This is a genomic window from Pediococcus acidilactici (assembly GCF_016127815.1).
In the GTDB taxonomy this organism is placed as follows: Bacteria; Bacillota; Bacilli; order Lactobacillales; family Lactobacillaceae; genus Pediococcus; species Pediococcus acidilactici.
The window spans coordinates 1,190,267-1,204,893 of sequence record NZ_CP066046.1 but is presented as its reverse complement, the minus strand read 5'-3'; the positions used below and the strand labels follow the sequence as shown (position 1 = coordinate 1,204,893).

The 14,627-nt window shown below is 45.5% G+C and carries 16 protein-coding genes and 1 tRNA gene; 12 read left to right on the top strand and 5 right to left on the bottom strand.

The window, feature by feature from the left end:
- Positions 1-26: 26 nt before the first annotated feature.
- Together I6H64_RS06075 and I6H64_RS06070 are read right to left on the bottom strand one after the other, a co-directional pair.
- Positions 27-872, bottom strand: a complete 846-nt coding sequence (locus tag I6H64_RS06075; protein ID WP_008842193.1) for a DNA/RNA non-specific endonuclease — start codon at positions 870-872, stop codon at positions 27-29.
- A complete protein-coding gene (locus tag I6H64_RS06070; protein ID WP_008842194.1) occupies positions 872-1,765 on the bottom strand; it encodes a TgpA N-terminal domain-containing protein in 894 nt (297 codons plus the stop codon). Before I6H64_RS06070 ends, I6H64_RS06075 begins: the two co-directional genes overlap by 1 nt.
- A 152-nt stretch (positions 1,766-1,917) precedes the next feature.
- Here I6H64_RS06070 and I6H64_RS06065 point away from each other — a divergent pair, with 152 nt between their 5' ends.
- From I6H64_RS06065 to I6H64_RS06050, 4 genes are read left to right on the top strand one after another with little or no spacing between them, the layout of a single operon-like run.
- Positions 1,918-2,373 (top strand): CopY/TcrY family copper transport repressor, encoded by a 456-nt coding sequence (locus tag I6H64_RS06065; RefSeq protein ID WP_005917440.1) that lies wholly within the window; start codon positions 1,918-1,920, stop codon positions 2,371-2,373.
- Positions 2,374-2,748 (top strand): cupredoxin domain-containing protein, encoded by a 375-nt coding sequence (locus I6H64_RS06060; protein WP_002829798.1) that lies wholly within the window; start codon positions 2,374-2,376, stop codon positions 2,746-2,748. It abuts the gene before it with no gap.
- Positions 2,749-2,766: 18 nt separating this feature from the next.
- Positions 2,767-3,039 (top strand): cupredoxin domain-containing protein, encoded by a 273-nt coding sequence (locus I6H64_RS06055; protein ID WP_008842195.1) that lies wholly within the window; start codon positions 2,767-2,769, stop codon positions 3,037-3,039.
- A complete protein-coding gene (locus I6H64_RS06050) occupies positions 3,039-4,964 on the top strand; it encodes a copper-translocating P-type ATPase (protein WP_008842196.1) in 1,926 nt (641 codons plus the stop codon). Before I6H64_RS06055 ends, I6H64_RS06050 begins: the two co-directional genes overlap by 1 nt.
- Before the next feature lie 192 nt (positions 4,965-5,156).
- On the opposite strand, the gene I6H64_RS06045 is transcribed toward I6H64_RS06050, so the two are convergent.
- The gene (locus tag I6H64_RS06045; RefSeq protein WP_005917432.1) at positions 5,157-5,684 is read right to left on the bottom strand and encodes a VanZ family protein; all 528 of its coding nucleotides are present in this window, start codon (positions 5,682-5,684) and stop codon (positions 5,157-5,159) included.
- A 33-nt stretch (positions 5,685-5,717) separates the two neighbouring features.
- Entirely contained in the window at positions 5,718-7,040 is a 1,323-nt protein-coding gene (locus I6H64_RS06040; protein WP_002829794.1) for an APC family permease, read from the bottom strand.
- A gap of 118 nt (positions 7,041-7,158) precedes the next feature.
- Between I6H64_RS06040 and I6H64_RS06035 the strand changes: the two genes are divergently transcribed.
- Positions 7,159-7,926 (top strand): GH25 family lysozyme, encoded by a 768-nt coding sequence (locus I6H64_RS06035; protein WP_008842197.1) that lies wholly within the window; start codon positions 7,159-7,161, stop codon positions 7,924-7,926.
- Positions 7,927-7,966: 40 nt separating this feature from the next.
- Here the strand turns inward: I6H64_RS06035 and I6H64_RS06030 are convergent, their stop codons facing one another.
- Positions 7,967-8,347 (bottom strand): DUF4828 domain-containing protein, encoded by a 381-nt coding sequence (locus I6H64_RS06030; RefSeq protein WP_002829792.1) that lies wholly within the window; start codon positions 8,345-8,347, stop codon positions 7,967-7,969.
- Positions 8,348-8,658: 311 nt separating this feature from the next.
- Here I6H64_RS06030 and I6H64_RS06025 point away from each other — a divergent pair, with 311 nt between their 5' ends.
- The 7 genes from I6H64_RS06025 to I6H64_RS05995 all read left to right on the top strand — a co-directional run bounded on the left by I6H64_RS06025 (position 8,659) and on the right by I6H64_RS05995 (position 14,496).
- On the top strand, positions 8,659-9,666 hold the full coding sequence (locus I6H64_RS06025) for a Gfo/Idh/MocA family protein (protein WP_008842198.1): 1,008 nt from the start codon (positions 8,659-8,661) through the stop codon (positions 9,664-9,666).
- Between the two features lie 6 nt (positions 9,667-9,672).
- Complete coding sequence (locus I6H64_RS06020) at positions 9,673-10,989, top strand: DEAD/DEAH box helicase (RefSeq protein WP_008842199.1); 1,317 nt, start codon at positions 9,673-9,675, stop codon at positions 10,987-10,989.
- A gap of 93 nt (positions 10,990-11,082) precedes the next feature.
- Entirely contained in the window at positions 11,083-12,114 is a 1,032-nt protein-coding gene (locus I6H64_RS06015) for an LCP family glycopolymer transferase (RefSeq protein WP_004166567.1), read from the top strand.
- A gap of 11 nt (positions 12,115-12,125) precedes the next feature.
- A complete protein-coding gene (locus I6H64_RS06010) occupies positions 12,126-12,362 on the top strand; it encodes a hypothetical protein (protein WP_002829787.1) in 237 nt (78 codons plus the stop codon).
- 283 nt (positions 12,363-12,645) lie between these two features.
- A complete protein-coding gene (locus tag I6H64_RS06005; protein ID WP_002829785.1) occupies positions 12,646-12,900 on the top strand; it encodes a helix-turn-helix domain-containing protein in 255 nt (84 codons plus the stop codon).
- 237 nt (positions 12,901-13,137) lie between these two features.
- A tRNA-Arg gene (locus tag I6H64_RS06000) sits at positions 13,138-13,211 on the top strand.
- Positions 13,212-13,518: 307 nt separating this feature from the next.
- Positions 13,519-14,496, top strand: coding sequence for a GMP reductase (locus tag I6H64_RS05995; protein ID WP_005917413.1), 978 nt, complete (start codon positions 13,519-13,521; stop codon positions 14,494-14,496).
- Positions 14,497-14,627 lie beyond the last annotated feature (131 nt).

The following is a 14,627-nucleotide window of genomic DNA, read 5'->3' as shown; positions in this document are numbered from 1 at the left end:
CCTTTCCTAAGCAATCTGGATTTTTCTTATTTCTCCACCGAACTAGTCCCGTCCGCGTAATTCAACTTCACGCCGTCTTGAACGTTGAAGATGAAGACGTTGAAATGGATGTCGTTGTCGTCGATGGATTGGGCTTCCATTTGGACGCCGCGGGCTAATAAGTCGTCGCCGTTGAAAATGGGGGTGACGCGGTAACGAACGTAGTGTTTAGGGTCCTGTTTTAGGTAGTAGGCGATGTCCATTTCATGGGCGAGCATTTCTGGCGAATTCAATGAACGGGTTCCGGTCATTAGGTTTTTTAAGTTATTGTTTTGGCCGGTTAATTGGTAGCCAATTAAGTGACTGCGATTATATAACCATCCCGAAGCAATCCGCTTATTGTGCCAACCGGTGGGGTTTACGGTTAACGGTTCGCGTTTGGCGGTGGGCATCAAGGATTGGTTTAGCATGGCATTGGCAGCCGTCACCCGGTTGAGGTGGTCAAGGTTGCCGTAACGTTGCCAAGCCCCTTTGTCGATAGCTAGATCAGCCTTGGAAAACTTCGGCTGATTGTGGTTAACGATGACTTCTTGTTGCCCAGCATAATTTAGCTTGGCTAGGTTAGCAGTATCGGTTTGTTTGGCAGCCGCCGATTGATGAAGTTGTTTCTTCTTGTGGTTTAGTTGTTTGGTGAGCCGGTCATTTTTAGCCTGTGCTTTTGCAATCTTTTGCTTCAGCTCCCGGTTTTCCTTCTGAAGTTTACGGGTGGCTTTGCGGTGCGGGTGGGTGTACTTCACCACGGTCTTTGCTTGAACCGTTGGAGTAGGGTGGTAAACCACGCTCCCCATCAAAAATGGCACGACTACTAATAGTAATTTTGCCTTTAATTTCATTATCTCAACGCCTTTCGATAACCTGCAGCTTGGGCTTCCGCTTCGGAATGGAAGTGAACTGCGTTAGCTGAATTCATGTGGTAACCAGCTTGCCCAGGGACGTGGTAAATGTGGGAATTAACGTTACCAATAATGTCCTGGGCGGTTCCGGTGTATGTATCGCCTTCGTCATCATTTGCTTGCGCTGCGGATTGTTGCCGAGCGGCCTGGCGACTTTGTTGGGCAGCGGCCGCTTTTTGTTGTGCTTGGGCCGCCTTTTTAGATGAGGCCGCGGCTGCCTTACTTTCACTCTCGGCGCGGGCTGCGGCTGCTTTGCTTGCCGCGGCCGAGCGTGAGGAAGCTTCTTCGCGCTTGGCTTTGGAAGTGGCGATTGCGGTGGTGGCCTCCGCTTTCTCGCTAGCTAAGGTTGCGTTCTCGTGCTTAACCTTTTTTAGTTGGGCAACGAGTGCGGCGTGCTTTGCCTTAGCGGCTTGGTAATCTTTTTGGTCACTGCGCGCCACCTTATGGACCACGTGGGTGCTTTCTACTTGAGCAGCGGATGAACTAGACTCCGTATCCGGGATAAACTGCGCTGCCCCCACAAATAAAACTGCACTCAAGATTACGGGAACAATTGCGGGCCGGGCTGATTTCTTATGAAATAAATCAATAATTAGGGCAATTACAAACGAAATCAATCCAGCAAATCCTAGTAATGATACGGCATTGGCAAAGGATGTACTTTGGGCGATCACTAAAAGCATCAGCCAAATTGCCCAGACGGTCAATCCCGAAAAGACTCGCGGATAATTACTTTTTGCCCAAAGGTGGTCTTTACTCCACCGGTAGGCATAATAACTCAATGAAATTGGAAAAAAGAGGATGATTAATCCCCATTTTAGGTACTTTGGCATAAAAGCTCCTCCAGTTGTTAAATTTTCCCCTTTAATAGAATACTATAGCGGGTCATGAGAAGAAAGGAGCTTTTACGTTGACAAATGTAAACCTGCCTTTTATACTAATCATGAAGGTTACAAATGTAAACGTAAAAGGGAGGAATGCCACGATGGAAAATACCGCAACGGAACTTAGCGGTGCCGAATGGGAAATTATGCGGATCGTTTGGACGCTCGGTGAGGCGAAAAGCACGGAAATTGTCCACTTGATGCAGCAATCAAAAAAGTGGACGGCTTCCACCATCAAAACGCTATTACGCCGGTTAGTGGCCAAGGGCGCGTTGCGTACCGAACGGCTGGGTCGGAAGTTTATTTACCATCCCACCATTGCCGAAAAACAGGCGATGGAGGCGACGACTACCGAGCTCTTTGACCACATGTGCAACATGAAGAAGGGGCAGGTAATCACCAATTTAGTTGCCCAGACTACCTTAAGTAAGCAGGATATTAGCAATTTACAGGAGTTATTGCAACAAAAAGCAACCACCGCGCCAGCAAAGGTGGAATGCAATTGTCTTCCAGAAACGGATTGTGACGAAACTTGCACCATGAAAGAGGGGGATTAGATGATGACGAGATTGATTGTTTTAATAGTAGGATTAGCGCTAATTGGTTTTATCGTTTGGTGGTTCTTCGGTAAACACGAAGCCCAATCGGAAGTGGCGGAAGTTACTGGCGATACCCAGACGGTCGATGTGGAGGTTAACGGAGGTTACTCTCCCGAAAAGATTGTCTTGAAAAAGGGCGTTCCGGCAGTTCTAAACTTTACCCGGAAGGATCCGTCAAGCTGTTTGGACCGGGTGGTTTTCGCGGACTTTGGGATTAACCAAGCCTTACCACAAAACCAAACCGTGCCAATCAAAATCGATACCAGCAAGGCTGGCGAATATCCGTGGGCATGCGGAATGGATATGTTCCATGGCAAAGTCGAAGTTAAATAGCTAAGGGAGGTCATTTAAATGAAAGAGCAAACGCAAGTCGTTAACGTTACGGTCGCCGGTGGTTATCAACCGGCCGAAGTGCATTTTCAAAAGGGGGTCCCTGCACAAATTAACTTTCGGCGGACCAGTCCACAAGGCTGTTTGGACGTGGTGCATTCTTCGCAACTAGGATTTGCAGAACAGTTACCGCTTGACGAAACCAAGTCGGTCACCATCAATACGGACAACGCGGGAGAATTCTCGTTTAGTTGTGGAATGGACATGTTTAGCGGAAAAGTGGTGATTGAGTAATGAAAATTACAACTCGTTTTTGGATTTCGTTAATTTTTTCGTTGCCAATGTTGGTCGAAATGATCTTGAAACCGTGGGGATTCATGCTTCCCGGTGGCCACTGGACGATGTTAGCCTTAACCACCGTGGTAATGGCGTTGTCCGCGCGCCCATTTGCGCAAAGTGCGTGGGCTTCGTTTAAAAAACACCATTCCAACATGGATACGCTGGTGGCAATTGGGACCGCGACGGCGTACTTCTACAGTATTTACGCGATGATTACCGGCCAAGCGGTCTTCTTTGAAAGTGCAGCATTCGTCACCACCTTCGTCTTATTGGGCCAGTTTTTTGAAGAAAAAATGCGGAACAATGCTTCGGAAGCGGTCGAAAAGCTGGTTAATTTGCAAGCTAAGGAAGCCGAAGTGCTCCGCGACGGAAAGTACGTCAAGGTGCCGCTCAGCGAAGTGACCGTGGGCGACCAGATTCGGGTACGGCCAGGCGAAAAAATTGCCGTTGACGGAGTGATTGAATCGGGTTCCTCAACGATTGACGAATCAATGGTGACGGGGGAAAGCATGCCGGTAACTAAAAAGGCTGGCGATCACGTGATTGGCTCGACGATTAATAACACCGGAACCTTCGTCTTTAAAGCTAGCAAAGTTGGCAACGACACCATGTTGGCGCAAATTGTTGAATTGGTGAAAAAGGCCCAAAATAGCCATGCTCCAATCCAGAATTTGACCGACCGGGTTTCCGATATTTTCGTGCCGGTGGTCTTGATTTTGGCAATCGCGACTTTCTTAGTATGGTACGTCTTCCTCGGGGCTACGCTAGCACACGCGTTAATCTTTGCGGTTTCGGTCGTGGTGATTGCGTGTCCATGTGCCCTTGGTTTGGCTACCCCCACGGCGTTAATGGTCGGTACTGGCCGGGGTGCTAAGATGGGAATTTTAATCAAAAACGGTGAAGTTCTGGAAAAGGTCAACGAAGTTAAAACCATCATCTTTGATAAGACCGGCACGGTTACTAACGGAACTCCAGAAGTGACCGACGTGGTTGGCGACCGTGACCAGGTTTTACGGGTGGCAGCTAGCCTCGAACAATCTTCCGAACATCCCTTAGCAACCGCAATCACTAAGGCGGCGCAAAAAGCGGACATCGCCCCGGCGACGGTCACTAACTTTACGGCCGTGGAAGGCAAAGGGGTAAAAGCGCAGCTAAACGGCAAAACTGCCTTAGTAGGGAACGAAAAGTTATTGGACGACCTTGCCATCGATGAGCAGTGGCAAGATGCGATGATGGATTTACAAAAAGCGGCGAAAACGGTGGTCGTGGTGGCGCTAGATAACCAGGTGATCGGCTTAATTGCCATTCAAGACGCACCCAAGCCCACTTCTAAGGCAGCCATTGCCGAATTAAAGGCCCAAGGGTTACAACCGGTCATGCTAACCGGGGATAACCACGTGGTGGCGAAGGCGATTGCGCGACAGGTCGGAATCGACACGGTAATTGCCGAAGTCCTTCCACGGGATAAGGCCGAACGGGTAAAGAATTTCCAAAAGGCCGGTAAGGTTGCCTTCGTTGGGGATGGTATCAATGACGCTCCCGCATTGAGTACCGCAGATGTAGGAATCGCAATGGGTTCTGGAACCGACATTGCAATCGAATCCGGTGGCATTGTGCTAGTGAAAAACGATTTGCGCGACGTTGCAAAAGCATTGGAATTGAGCCGCAAGACCTTTAACCGGATTAAGTTAAACCTCTTCTGGGCGTTCATTTACAATGTTTTGGGCATTCCAGTGGCGGCCGGTGTTTTCTACCTCGCTGGAATTATCCTTAGTCCGGAATTAGCAGGCTTAGCAATGGCGTTTAGTTCACTATCCGTAGTTACGAGTTCGGTACTCTTGAACCGGGCGAAGATTGCGCCGAAGTCGGCGACGGCATAATAAAAGAAGCTGAGAAAAAACTAAAAATTATTTTGGCGTTTTGACTTTAATAAAGTCGGAACGTGCGCCAAAAGTTATTTTATTTCGCTTAACCAAAAAAAGAGCGTTATGCCAAATTTAGGCATAACGCTCTTTTTTTTAGTGCTTGCAAACTACCAACTTTTGTTCCACGCTCTTTTTGGTATCGAGCAATTAGGCAAAGCTAGTATTCTTCAACCACGGACGAACCAAGCAGTAAAAGGCAAGGTAGCCAATTACCACTCCAGCCGCGTTAGTGAGAACGTCGGTAATGTCCACGGTACGTTGGATGTTAATGATCATGTCCAAAATTAGTTGGTTACCTTCGTTGAAAATTCCGACTAGGCCTGCGCAAAGAATGACAGTCAGCCAGTTTAGGTGCCGGTGGAATAAAATTCCGAGATAAACGCCGGCTGGAATCGTCATTACGATGTTCATGTACGAACCCATCGAGCGCAATGCCGAAGGGTAGTAGATAATTTTAGCGTGATGCCAATAGAAATAGCGAGCGTAATACGCGTACGGGTCAAAGAAGTATTGTCCCGGGGTAAATAAGAGCCACGCTACACAAACTAAGTACACGGCTAAACTACCGAAAACTACGGCCCGGTCTAACGAAGGGCGCCGCTCGTAAGCAATCAAACAGCCGATCAAAATGATTAACGCGAGGCCAAGAAAGGGGATGTACTTGATAATAAACATTAGTTAGCCTCCTAATTTAGTTATGCATTTATCTTAACGATTAGCGCGATTGGTCGCAAGAAATACGGGGATTCCTAACAAAGTTATAATAATTCCGGTAATTGCTAGAACCGGTTGGTTGATGATGGTCATGACCAATACGAAAGTCCCGCCGAGGATCGCCACAATTGGCAATAACGGATAAAGCGGCACCCGGTATGGCCGTTCTAATTCAGGTTGGGTGCGGCGCAATTTAATCACCGCGTAAAAGATTAAAACGTTAAAAATCCACATTACGAAAATTAACATGTCGGTTAATAAGTCAAAGGAACCGACACTAATCATCAAAAGGGCGATTACTAATTGTAGTAATCCGGCTACGTACGGCACGCTGGTGCGGGAAAGCCGTTTTAAAGCCCGACTGAATGGCAGCGAATTTTCTAAAGCCATTGCGTAAGGCACCCGAATTCCAGTCATTGTGTATCCATTCAGTGCGCCGTATACGGAAATCAAAATTCCAATGGTAACTAGTTTACCGCCCAAATTACCTAGCAGGTGGGTGGCTGCCACGGAGGCGGCGTTAAGGTTGCCAGCAAGTTCGTGGATTGGCAGGGTCCGCAAGAAGATGAAATTAATCACTAAGTAGACCACCATAATTCCGGTGAGCCCCAAGCCAATTGCTAAAGGTAAGTCGCGTTTGGGATTTTTCATTTCGCCGGCAATTGCTCCAATTCCTAACCAACCATCGTAAGCAAATAGGGTGGCTAGCAAGCCGCCGCTAAATCCGGTTAAGGTTTGGGAAAAGTGACTGTTTGCTGGTAGCAGGCTGAGGTGTACCGGACTACTGGAACCCAGTCCCCAAATTACGATCACGATCAGCGGGATTAACTTAGCAATGAGGGCGACCGATTGTAATCGCGCCCCGTACTTAGCGCCCAGCAGGTTGACTCCGGTGACCGACGCGCCACAAAGCATGGCGATGGGCACCAAAAGCCCATTGGATAAGTGCAATAAATTGATTAATTGGGTACTAAAGATGATCGAAAGGGCGGCGATGTTAGCCGGAAAATAAATCAAGGTTTGTGCCCAGCCCATTAAAAAGCCGGTCAGTTTGCCGTAACTGGCTTCAAGATACTTAATCGCGCCTCCGGTCACCGGGATGGCTGCGGCAAGTTCGGCACTGGTTAACCCGCCACAAATGGTCAAGATTCCTCCCGCTAGCCAAGCTAGTAAACTAAGCCCCGCGGATTGGGTACTGGCGGTGACGCTGGCTACTTTAAAGAAGACCCCCGCGCCGATTACCGTGCCCATTACGGTTGAAAAAGCTGCAAATAAACCGATGTTTTTTTGCAGCTGCTTTGGTTTTGAATTATTCATAAAAACCCCCTGAACGAACGTTGCCAGAAACGTTCGTGTTTTCTGAAAATATTTTTAATGATAATTCGAATATTATAGGGGATAAGTGTACAATATTCAACAATGAGGAGGCGGCACGATGAAACAAAATCTGCGCGCGGCTCAGCGTCCCCGGTTTGCTAAGGCAGCCATTAAACGTCAACGCCGATTGATTTTTTCCATCGTAGTCGCGTTGGCGTTACTAATTGCGGGAGGCTGGGGAATCTTTTGGCACGTCCAACAGCAAGAACAGCAGACCCTTTCACCATATTCAATCCGCGGATGCGTGATTGATCAAGCAGATGGGATCATCAATTTTCAAGATTTGGCTAAGCAAAAAGTAAAATTTGTCTATTTAAATGCGACGACAGGCGCCACGTACTTTGATGATTCGTTTAACACGAACTACGACCGGTTACGTGCAACTAACCTTAAGGTCGGGGTGGTGCATAACTTTAGTTTTGAAAGAAGTGCGGTAAAGCAGCTTCAATATATTAGTCGCAAAGTGAAAAGTAATACCGGGCAGCTCCCGGTGGTAATCCGGGTGAGCTACTACGGTGAAGATACGGCGGAGAAGGTGGATTGGAAGAAGCAGGGCCCCATCTTAGCCGATTTAGTCCGGCGGTTAGCTAATTATTATGGACAACCGGTCGTAATCAAGACTACTCCGGAAATTCGGCAACGACTATATCCCAAATACGTTAAACAAAGCCGGTTTTGGTTGGAAGCCGAGAAAGTTCAAAAGGCCGACCGGCACGTAGAATTTGTGGAATACGATGATCAGCGGACGCTGAAGACCGACCGCCGGGAAATTGAATTGCCAGTTTCATATTTTAACGGCGGACGTCAGGAATGGCAGAAGTACTAGATGATGGGCAACTTTCAGTAAATGAAAAAGAGCCTGAAAATCAATCCTCTTTTTCGGGACGATTTTCAGGCTCTTTTTCTGCATCAACGATTGCGTAAGTTTCATTGTTAGCTTCATCGTAAACGCTGATTGGGCGGTATTCATTGGCTTTAACCACGAGGTGGTAGCCAAAACGGTCAATGAAGGTGATTCGGTAACTATCCAAATCTTCGACCACCGTTTTCAATAATTTTCCATCCAGGTAAACGTCGTAGTTAGGTAAAATTTTTAATTCGTGTTCTCGATTAGTATTGGGCTCGTGATATAACCAGGTCCCGGCAAAGAAAAACGGACTGACGGTTTCTTCAGTTTTATCGGTTTTTTTAGAATCGAAACGAATTAATGAAAAAAGGTCACCAAGTGCTGTTTTTTGCCAGTTCATACGCCCATACTCCTTCTCTTTATTGTCCACTTAAATATAACATTATTTGGGTAGGCGAAGTAGTAAAACGGCTTAGTTTTTAGCACTTGTTAAAAAATTGAAGTAATCGAAATCGTTTTGTAATATTGCACCCCGCAACGATTAATGAAAGCGCTTATCAAGGGCGGTGATTTTTCCGTGGTTAAATATCTGTGGCAACCAAAAATTCTTTACGAATTTACCAGTCGAGAAAACATTTTTGCAATTCTACGCTGAATAACTTACCTCAATTAAGGTAGAATAGAGTTAGAAATTTAAAGGAGGAAAACAGCATGATTAAATTTGGAATTATTGGAACTAATTGGATTACCCAGCAGTATGTGGATGCTGCCCATGCTAGCAAAGAATGGAAATTGACAGCGGTTTATTCACGGACTCTCGAAAAGGCACACGAGTTTGGGGATAAGAACGGGGCAACTAAGTTCTACGACCAAATTGCCGATTTGGTTAACGATGACGAAGTTGATGCTGTTTACATTGCCTCACCTAACAGCTTGCACTTCGCTCAAGCTAAACAAGTTTTGGAAGCTGATAAGGTAGCGGTAGTGGAAAAGCCCATCGTTGCCAATCCTACCGAATGGATGGCATTAGACAAAATTTTAAAGGCGCACCCGCAAGCTAAACTATTCGAAGCAGCTCGGCATATTCACGAACCTAATTTCAAAGCAATCACCCAAAAGATTGCCGAAATGGACGAAATCCAGGGTGCAACGCTAACTTACGCGAAGTATTCTAGTCGGTTTGATAGTTATCTATCCGGCAACGAACCAAACATCTTCTCGTTGAAATTTGCCGGAGGCGCGCTGCAAGACCTCGGAGTTTACCTTGCATACGACGCGATGGTTTGGTTTGGAATGCCAGACGAAGTGGCTTACTTCAATCAAAAATTGCGCACTGGCGCCGATGGTAAGGGCGTCGCAATTTTACGTTACCCAGAATACGACGTGGTTCTAAACGTTGGAAAGAACGTCAATTCAGAAATTGGCTCAGAAATTTACGGTTTGAAAGATACCATTATTATGGACAACGCGGCTGAATTAAACCGGGTTGAATATTTGAATGCGTCCGGAGACAAGGAATTGATCAGCACCACTCCAGACGAAAATCCGATGATTGCTGAAGCAACTGACTTTGCGCGGGTAATTAACGATCCGGATGATCCGCAGAACCAAAAGGATTACCAAGAATGGCTAACTTTGAGTCGAAACGTCAATAAATTGCTCTATAACCTTCGGCAAAATGGTAAGATATACTTTACCAATGAAAAAGAAGAGGATTAAACTTTCATGAACGATTTATTTCAACAACATTTTCAAGAAAAGGGCTTTAAGCAACCAACCTTAATTCAAGAACGGGTTGCCGAACCGCTCCGGGCGGGGGAAACTGTCTTAGGACTTTCCCCAACCGGTTCTGGGAAAACCTTAGCGTTTGCTTTGCCATTACTGGAAAAAGTGATTCCAGGCAACGGTCCGCAATTGCTAGTATTGGCGCCTTCCCAAGAATTGGCGATCCAAACTACGGACGTTTTTCGCGAGTGGGCAAGTTTAATTAACTTGAAGACTACCTCAATCACCGGCGGAGCGAACGTGCAACGACAGATTGAACGGTTAAAAAAGAAGAAACCCGAGATTATCGTGGGAACCCCTGGACGAGTGCTTACCTTAATTAATGAGCGCCGCCTCAAGGTGAAGGAAATTCAGAGTTTAGTAATTGACGAAGCTGACGAAATTTTGACGGGGGAAGCTCTCGAAGACGTTCGTCAGATTGAAGATCAATTACCGAGTGACGTTCAATTGAGCTTCTTTTCAGCCACTAACGACCTTGCAATAGATGATTTGCAAACCTGGTTTGGCGTAACGCCGCAAGTAATTGACGTCCGGGCTGAAGACCAGACCCGGGGGGCGGTGCAACACGGTTGGCTAACTGCTTCACCGAAGAACAAACCACAAATTTTACGCCAATTAAGTCGGGTAAAGAAGTTCCAAGGGTTGGTATTCTTTAACCACGTAGCGACGATGGAAAAAATTACCGCCCTTTTGAAGCACGAAGGCGTTAAGGTCGGCAAAATTGCGGGACACCAGGTACAAATTGATCGGGCTGCCGCAATGCGCCGGTTTAAGAAGAAGGAACTTTCCTTATTAATGGTTACCGACGTTGCGGCTCGGGGATTGGACATTGAAAACCTCCCGGCCGTAATTAACTACGACATTCCGCGGGACGCCACTACCTACACTCATCGGGTTGGACGGACCGGACGCATGGGCCAGGCGGGCTTTGTGATTAGCCTGGGCGATGACCACGACATCCGAAACTTAAAGAAGATCTTGCGAGAGCTGGACCAACCGGCAGAAAAATTGGCAATTGCTAACCGCCAGATAATGACCGCTACTAAAGCTCGGCAAGTTGCCGAACAAGCGGCGGACGAAAAACAAGTGTCTGCGCCAGTTACCGAAGAAGCGCCACAAAAAGATCCTTTGCGGGATGTTAAAACTCGTAAAGCAGCAACTAAGGTGAGCTCCGTTGCTTCCTCAAAGCCTAAGAAAAAAGGGAAGAAGAAGCATTTGAAACGGAAGGGGAAGCCCCGCGCAAAGAAATCAAATTAAATATTATTTAGTTTTGCTTAATTATCAATTTTTTAGTTAAAAAGGGCCTGAAATAGTGTAATATAGTCACTGTTGAAAGGTGGGTATAATTTTATGCGTAGAGAACGTAGAAGAGCGTCGCACACGGTGCGCAATACTATTTTAATTGTTATAGCAGTTATTTTGCTTGGTGGAATATTCTATGGGGTGCGCAAGTACCAGAACGTCAAAAATGCGGTTGATAGTACCTACAGTAGTGCAGGTATTAAAAAACAACGGAATACCGCCGATTTAGTTGCTAATAAAAAGCCAATTTCGATCCTATTAATGGGAACGGATACCGGAGCACTCGGTCGTTCGTATAAGGGACGGACCGATAGTATGATGGTGGTTACGATTAATCCAAAGACAAATAAAACGACGATTACTAGCATCCCGCGGGATTTAGGGGTTACCATTCCAGGATACGAAGAAAAGTCGCCGTCTAAAATTAACGCTGCTTACGCGTTTGGTAAGGCAGGAACTGCGATTCGCGCGGTACAATCGGTTTTCAACATTCCGATTGATTACTACGTCTTAGTTAACATGGGCGGCATGCAAAAGGTCGTTGACGAAGTTGGTGGAGTTGATATTACTCCAACGCTCAGCTTTACGTATGATGGTTATACCTTTAAAAAGGGTGTCAAGACTCACATGGACGGGAAGAAGGCGCTGGCTTACTCCCGGATGCGTTACGACGACCCGCAAAACGATTACGGGCGTCAGACTAGACAAAGGGCAGTGTTAACTGCTATCCTTGGCAAGAGCAGTTCGGTTTCAGCATTGCTTAACAAAGATTTTATCGATTCGATTGCTAACGAAACCCAGACCGACTTTACGTTTGGTAACCTAGTGGACTTGGCAAAGAATTACCGGGCCGCATCGAAGAACATTGAAGAAACCCATGCTCAAGGCAGTGGTCAAATGGTCAATGGACAATCGATGGAAATTGTTTCCCACACCGAGTTACAACGGGTGACTGATTTCATAAGAAAAGGCCTCGGCTTGAAGCACGCCGAAACCGGAACTGCGGCGTTATCAGCTAATGGAGCTGCTAACGTAAGTAATAGTCAGGTAGAGAGTGAAAACATTAATGCAGGGAATTAAAGGAGATAATAATGGCGGATAAGGAAAAAGTTGACGAAAAGAAACCATTTGATGTAGGCGATGAAGTTACGGTGAAGAAAACTGATCTTCTACCAACTGGTTTTGCAGGAACCGTTGGAAAAGTCTATGAAAACTCAATTTTAATCGAAATTGACCCAGCCAGCGTTGCTAATTCACGTTCAGAGGAATTGCACGATTTACATGGTCGGGTTGTAGTACGGATGAGTGAAGCAACTAAAAAAGCTTAAGCCTCCTCTAGGAACTCCAAATCGGGTAAAAAGAGCCGGTTTGGAGTTTTTTATTATATTTATTGTTCTTGATCTTTTTCTTTGTGGTAAAATACAGTATGCCCGTTTTTGTTTATTATCTTGTGATACATAGGGGGGAGTAGCTAGTATTTTAAAAAAGATTAAGTTTGAGCCTATTACAAGCCATACGACAGTTTTTTTGCTAATATAAGTGTAAACAAGATTTACCATTTAGATAACAAGATATTTTGCGAATTTGAATGCAGAGAAAAGAGGAATGAGTATGTCAAAAAATTTAAAAATTGACCTTAACACAGATGAATTAATCGGAAGTCGTGAAGCAAGCCTAATGTGGGGCAAGCAAAAGGATTACGTACGAACAATCTACAACAAGTATCCAGAACGCTTCCCAACGGGCACAATTCGGAAATTTGGTAAGCAATTAATCGTTACACGCGAAGGCATGGAAAGTGTAACGGGGATTAAGTACGAAGACTTGGATAAGAAAAACATTGAAAAGGCAAAGCTTCCTAGATAATTTTTTGAAATACTAGGTTACACCAGCTTGAAAAATTTTCAAATTCGAGCATTGTTCTGAACGAGGTTTCAGAAATCACGAACCGTCCATATTTGTTAGACAAAAATCTAATAATTACTGGGGACGGTTTTTTTAGTTGTCTAGGGACTGAATAAGGGATGCCTTTTAGGAATGGCGCTACTAATCTGACAGGACAACTTTACAGAATTTAAAATTCATGCAATACTAAATTGTTAGGTCTCCGTGGCTCAACTGGATAGAGCAATCGCCTCCTAAGCGATAGGTTGCGAGTTCGATTCTCGCCGGGGACATTGTTATATGGCTTGAAGCATTGCGGACAAAGGGATTTCGAAAGAAAGTGCCAACCAAATGCCTTTCAAGAAGCATCCAACGATTTAAAAGTTGGGTGCTTTTTTGTTTACGGATCAATTACACTAGAATCACGGGAGAAATGGTGAATAATTCGCATAATGACATTATCATTAGATGATAAGAAATATATTAACGATTTATTAGGTGAGAAAACGAACTTTTTAAACTTGTTTTGTTGATAAAGTTAGTGTATATTATTGCTTGGTGGCGATTGGCCATTAATTTAATCAATTCGAGGGGACCAGAATGAAAGTATTTGATTATGAAGACATTCAACTAATTCCAGCTAAGTGTGTTGTTCGCAGCCGTAGTGAATGTGATCCAACAGTTGAATTGGGAAAACATACGTTTAAGCTACCGGTAGTGCCGGCTAATATGCAGACCATTATCAACGAAGAAATTGCGGAAAAGTTAGCGGCAGATGGCTATTTTTACATCATGCACCGTTTTGAACCAGAAACTCGGTTAGCTTTTGTCAAAAAAATGAAGGCTAAAGGATTGATTTCTTCTATTAGTGTGGGTGTTAAAGACGGCGAATACGACTTTATTGACGAATTAGCTGCTAAGAATTTAGTCCCTGACTACATTACGATTGACGTGGCCCACGGGCATGCGCAAACTGTAATTGACATGATTCATTACATTAAAGAAAAATTACCAGAAAGTTTCGTGATTGCTGGAAACGTCGGGACTCCTGAAGGGGTTCGTGAACTAGAAAGTGCCGGCGCGGACGCAACTAAAATTGGAATTGGACCAGGAAAGGTCTGCATTACTAAGTTAAAGACTGGCTTTGGAACCGGCGGCTGGCAGCTATCAGCTTTACGTTGGTGTGCAAAAGTTGCTCGTAAGCCACTGATTGCCGATGGCGGAATCCGGAACCACGGGGACATTGCAAAATCAATTCGCTTTGGGGCAACCATGGTGATGATTGGTTCGTTATTTGCAGGACATATCGAATCACCAGGGGAAACCAAGGTGGAAGATGGTGTCACCTATAAGGAATACTTCGGTAGTGCTTCTCAATACCAAAAGGGAGAGGCGAAAAACGTCGAAGGAAAGAAGATTTGGATTCATCAACGCGGACATTTAGCGGATACGTTGAAGGCAATGCGAGAAGATTTGCAGTCGGCGATTTCATATGCGGGAGGACGCGATTTGGAATCGATTAGAAAGGTCGACTACGTAATTGTGAAGAATTCGATTTTTAATGGGGATATATTATAAGAGTGCTCTGAAACCTGGGCAGCTTTTGAGGATTAACGAAGTTAAGGCGTTGATTGCGGTTTAGGCAATCGGCGCCTTAATTTGGTTAACCGGAAAAAGCTAGGTTCCAGAGCACGTTTCGGCTACGCAGC

Excerpts from the sequence above, each read along its gene's own strand:
- I6H64_RS06070 (WP_008842194.1), bottom strand. The coding sequence starts at position 1,765 with ATGCCAAAGTACCTAAAATGGGGATTAATCATCCTCTTTTTTCCAATT.
- I6H64_RS06010 (WP_002829787.1), top strand. The coding sequence starts at position 12,126 with ATGGCGGATAAGGAAAAAGTTGACGAAAAGAAACCATTTGATGTAGGC.
- I6H64_RS06030 (WP_002829792.1), bottom strand. The coding sequence starts at position 8,347 with ATGAACTGGCAAAAAACAGCACTTGGTGACCTTTTTTCATTAATTCGT.
- I6H64_RS06025 (WP_008842198.1), top strand. The coding sequence starts at position 8,659 with ATGATTAAATTTGGAATTATTGGAACTAATTGGATTACCCAGCAGTAT.
- I6H64_RS06075 (WP_008842193.1), bottom strand. The coding sequence starts at position 872 with ATGAAATTAAAGGCAAAATTACTATTAGTAGTCGTGCCATTTTTGATG.
- I6H64_RS06060 (WP_002829798.1), top strand. The coding sequence starts at position 2,374 with ATGATGACGAGATTGATTGTTTTAATAGTAGGATTAGCGCTAATTGGT.
- I6H64_RS06015 (WP_004166567.1), top strand. The coding sequence starts at position 11,083 with ATGCGTAGAGAACGTAGAAGAGCGTCGCACACGGTGCGCAATACTATT.
- I6H64_RS06045 (WP_005917432.1), bottom strand. The coding sequence starts at position 5,684 with ATGTTTATTATCAAGTACATCCCCTTTCTTGGCCTCGCGTTAATCATT.
- I6H64_RS06020 (WP_008842199.1), top strand. The coding sequence starts at position 9,673 with ATGAACGATTTATTTCAACAACATTTTCAAGAAAAGGGCTTTAAGCAA.
- I6H64_RS06055 (WP_008842195.1), top strand. The coding sequence starts at position 2,767 with ATGAAAGAGCAAACGCAAGTCGTTAACGTTACGGTCGCCGGTGGTTAT.
- I6H64_RS06035 (WP_008842197.1), top strand. The coding sequence starts at position 7,159 with ATGAAACAAAATCTGCGCGCGGCTCAGCGTCCCCGGTTTGCTAAGGCA.
- I6H64_RS06050 (WP_008842196.1), top strand. The coding sequence starts at position 3,039 with ATGAAAATTACAACTCGTTTTTGGATTTCGTTAATTTTTTCGTTGCCA.
- I6H64_RS06065 (WP_005917440.1), top strand. The coding sequence starts at position 1,918 with ATGGAAAATACCGCAACGGAACTTAGCGGTGCCGAATGGGAAATTATG.
- I6H64_RS05995 (WP_005917413.1), top strand. The coding sequence starts at position 13,519 with ATGAAAGTATTTGATTATGAAGACATTCAACTAATTCCAGCTAAGTGT.
- I6H64_RS06040 (WP_002829794.1), bottom strand. The coding sequence starts at position 7,040 with ATGAATAATTCAAAACCAAAGCAGCTGCAAAAAAACATCGGTTTATTT.
- I6H64_RS06005 (WP_002829785.1), top strand. The coding sequence starts at position 12,646 with ATGTCAAAAAATTTAAAAATTGACCTTAACACAGATGAATTAATCGGA.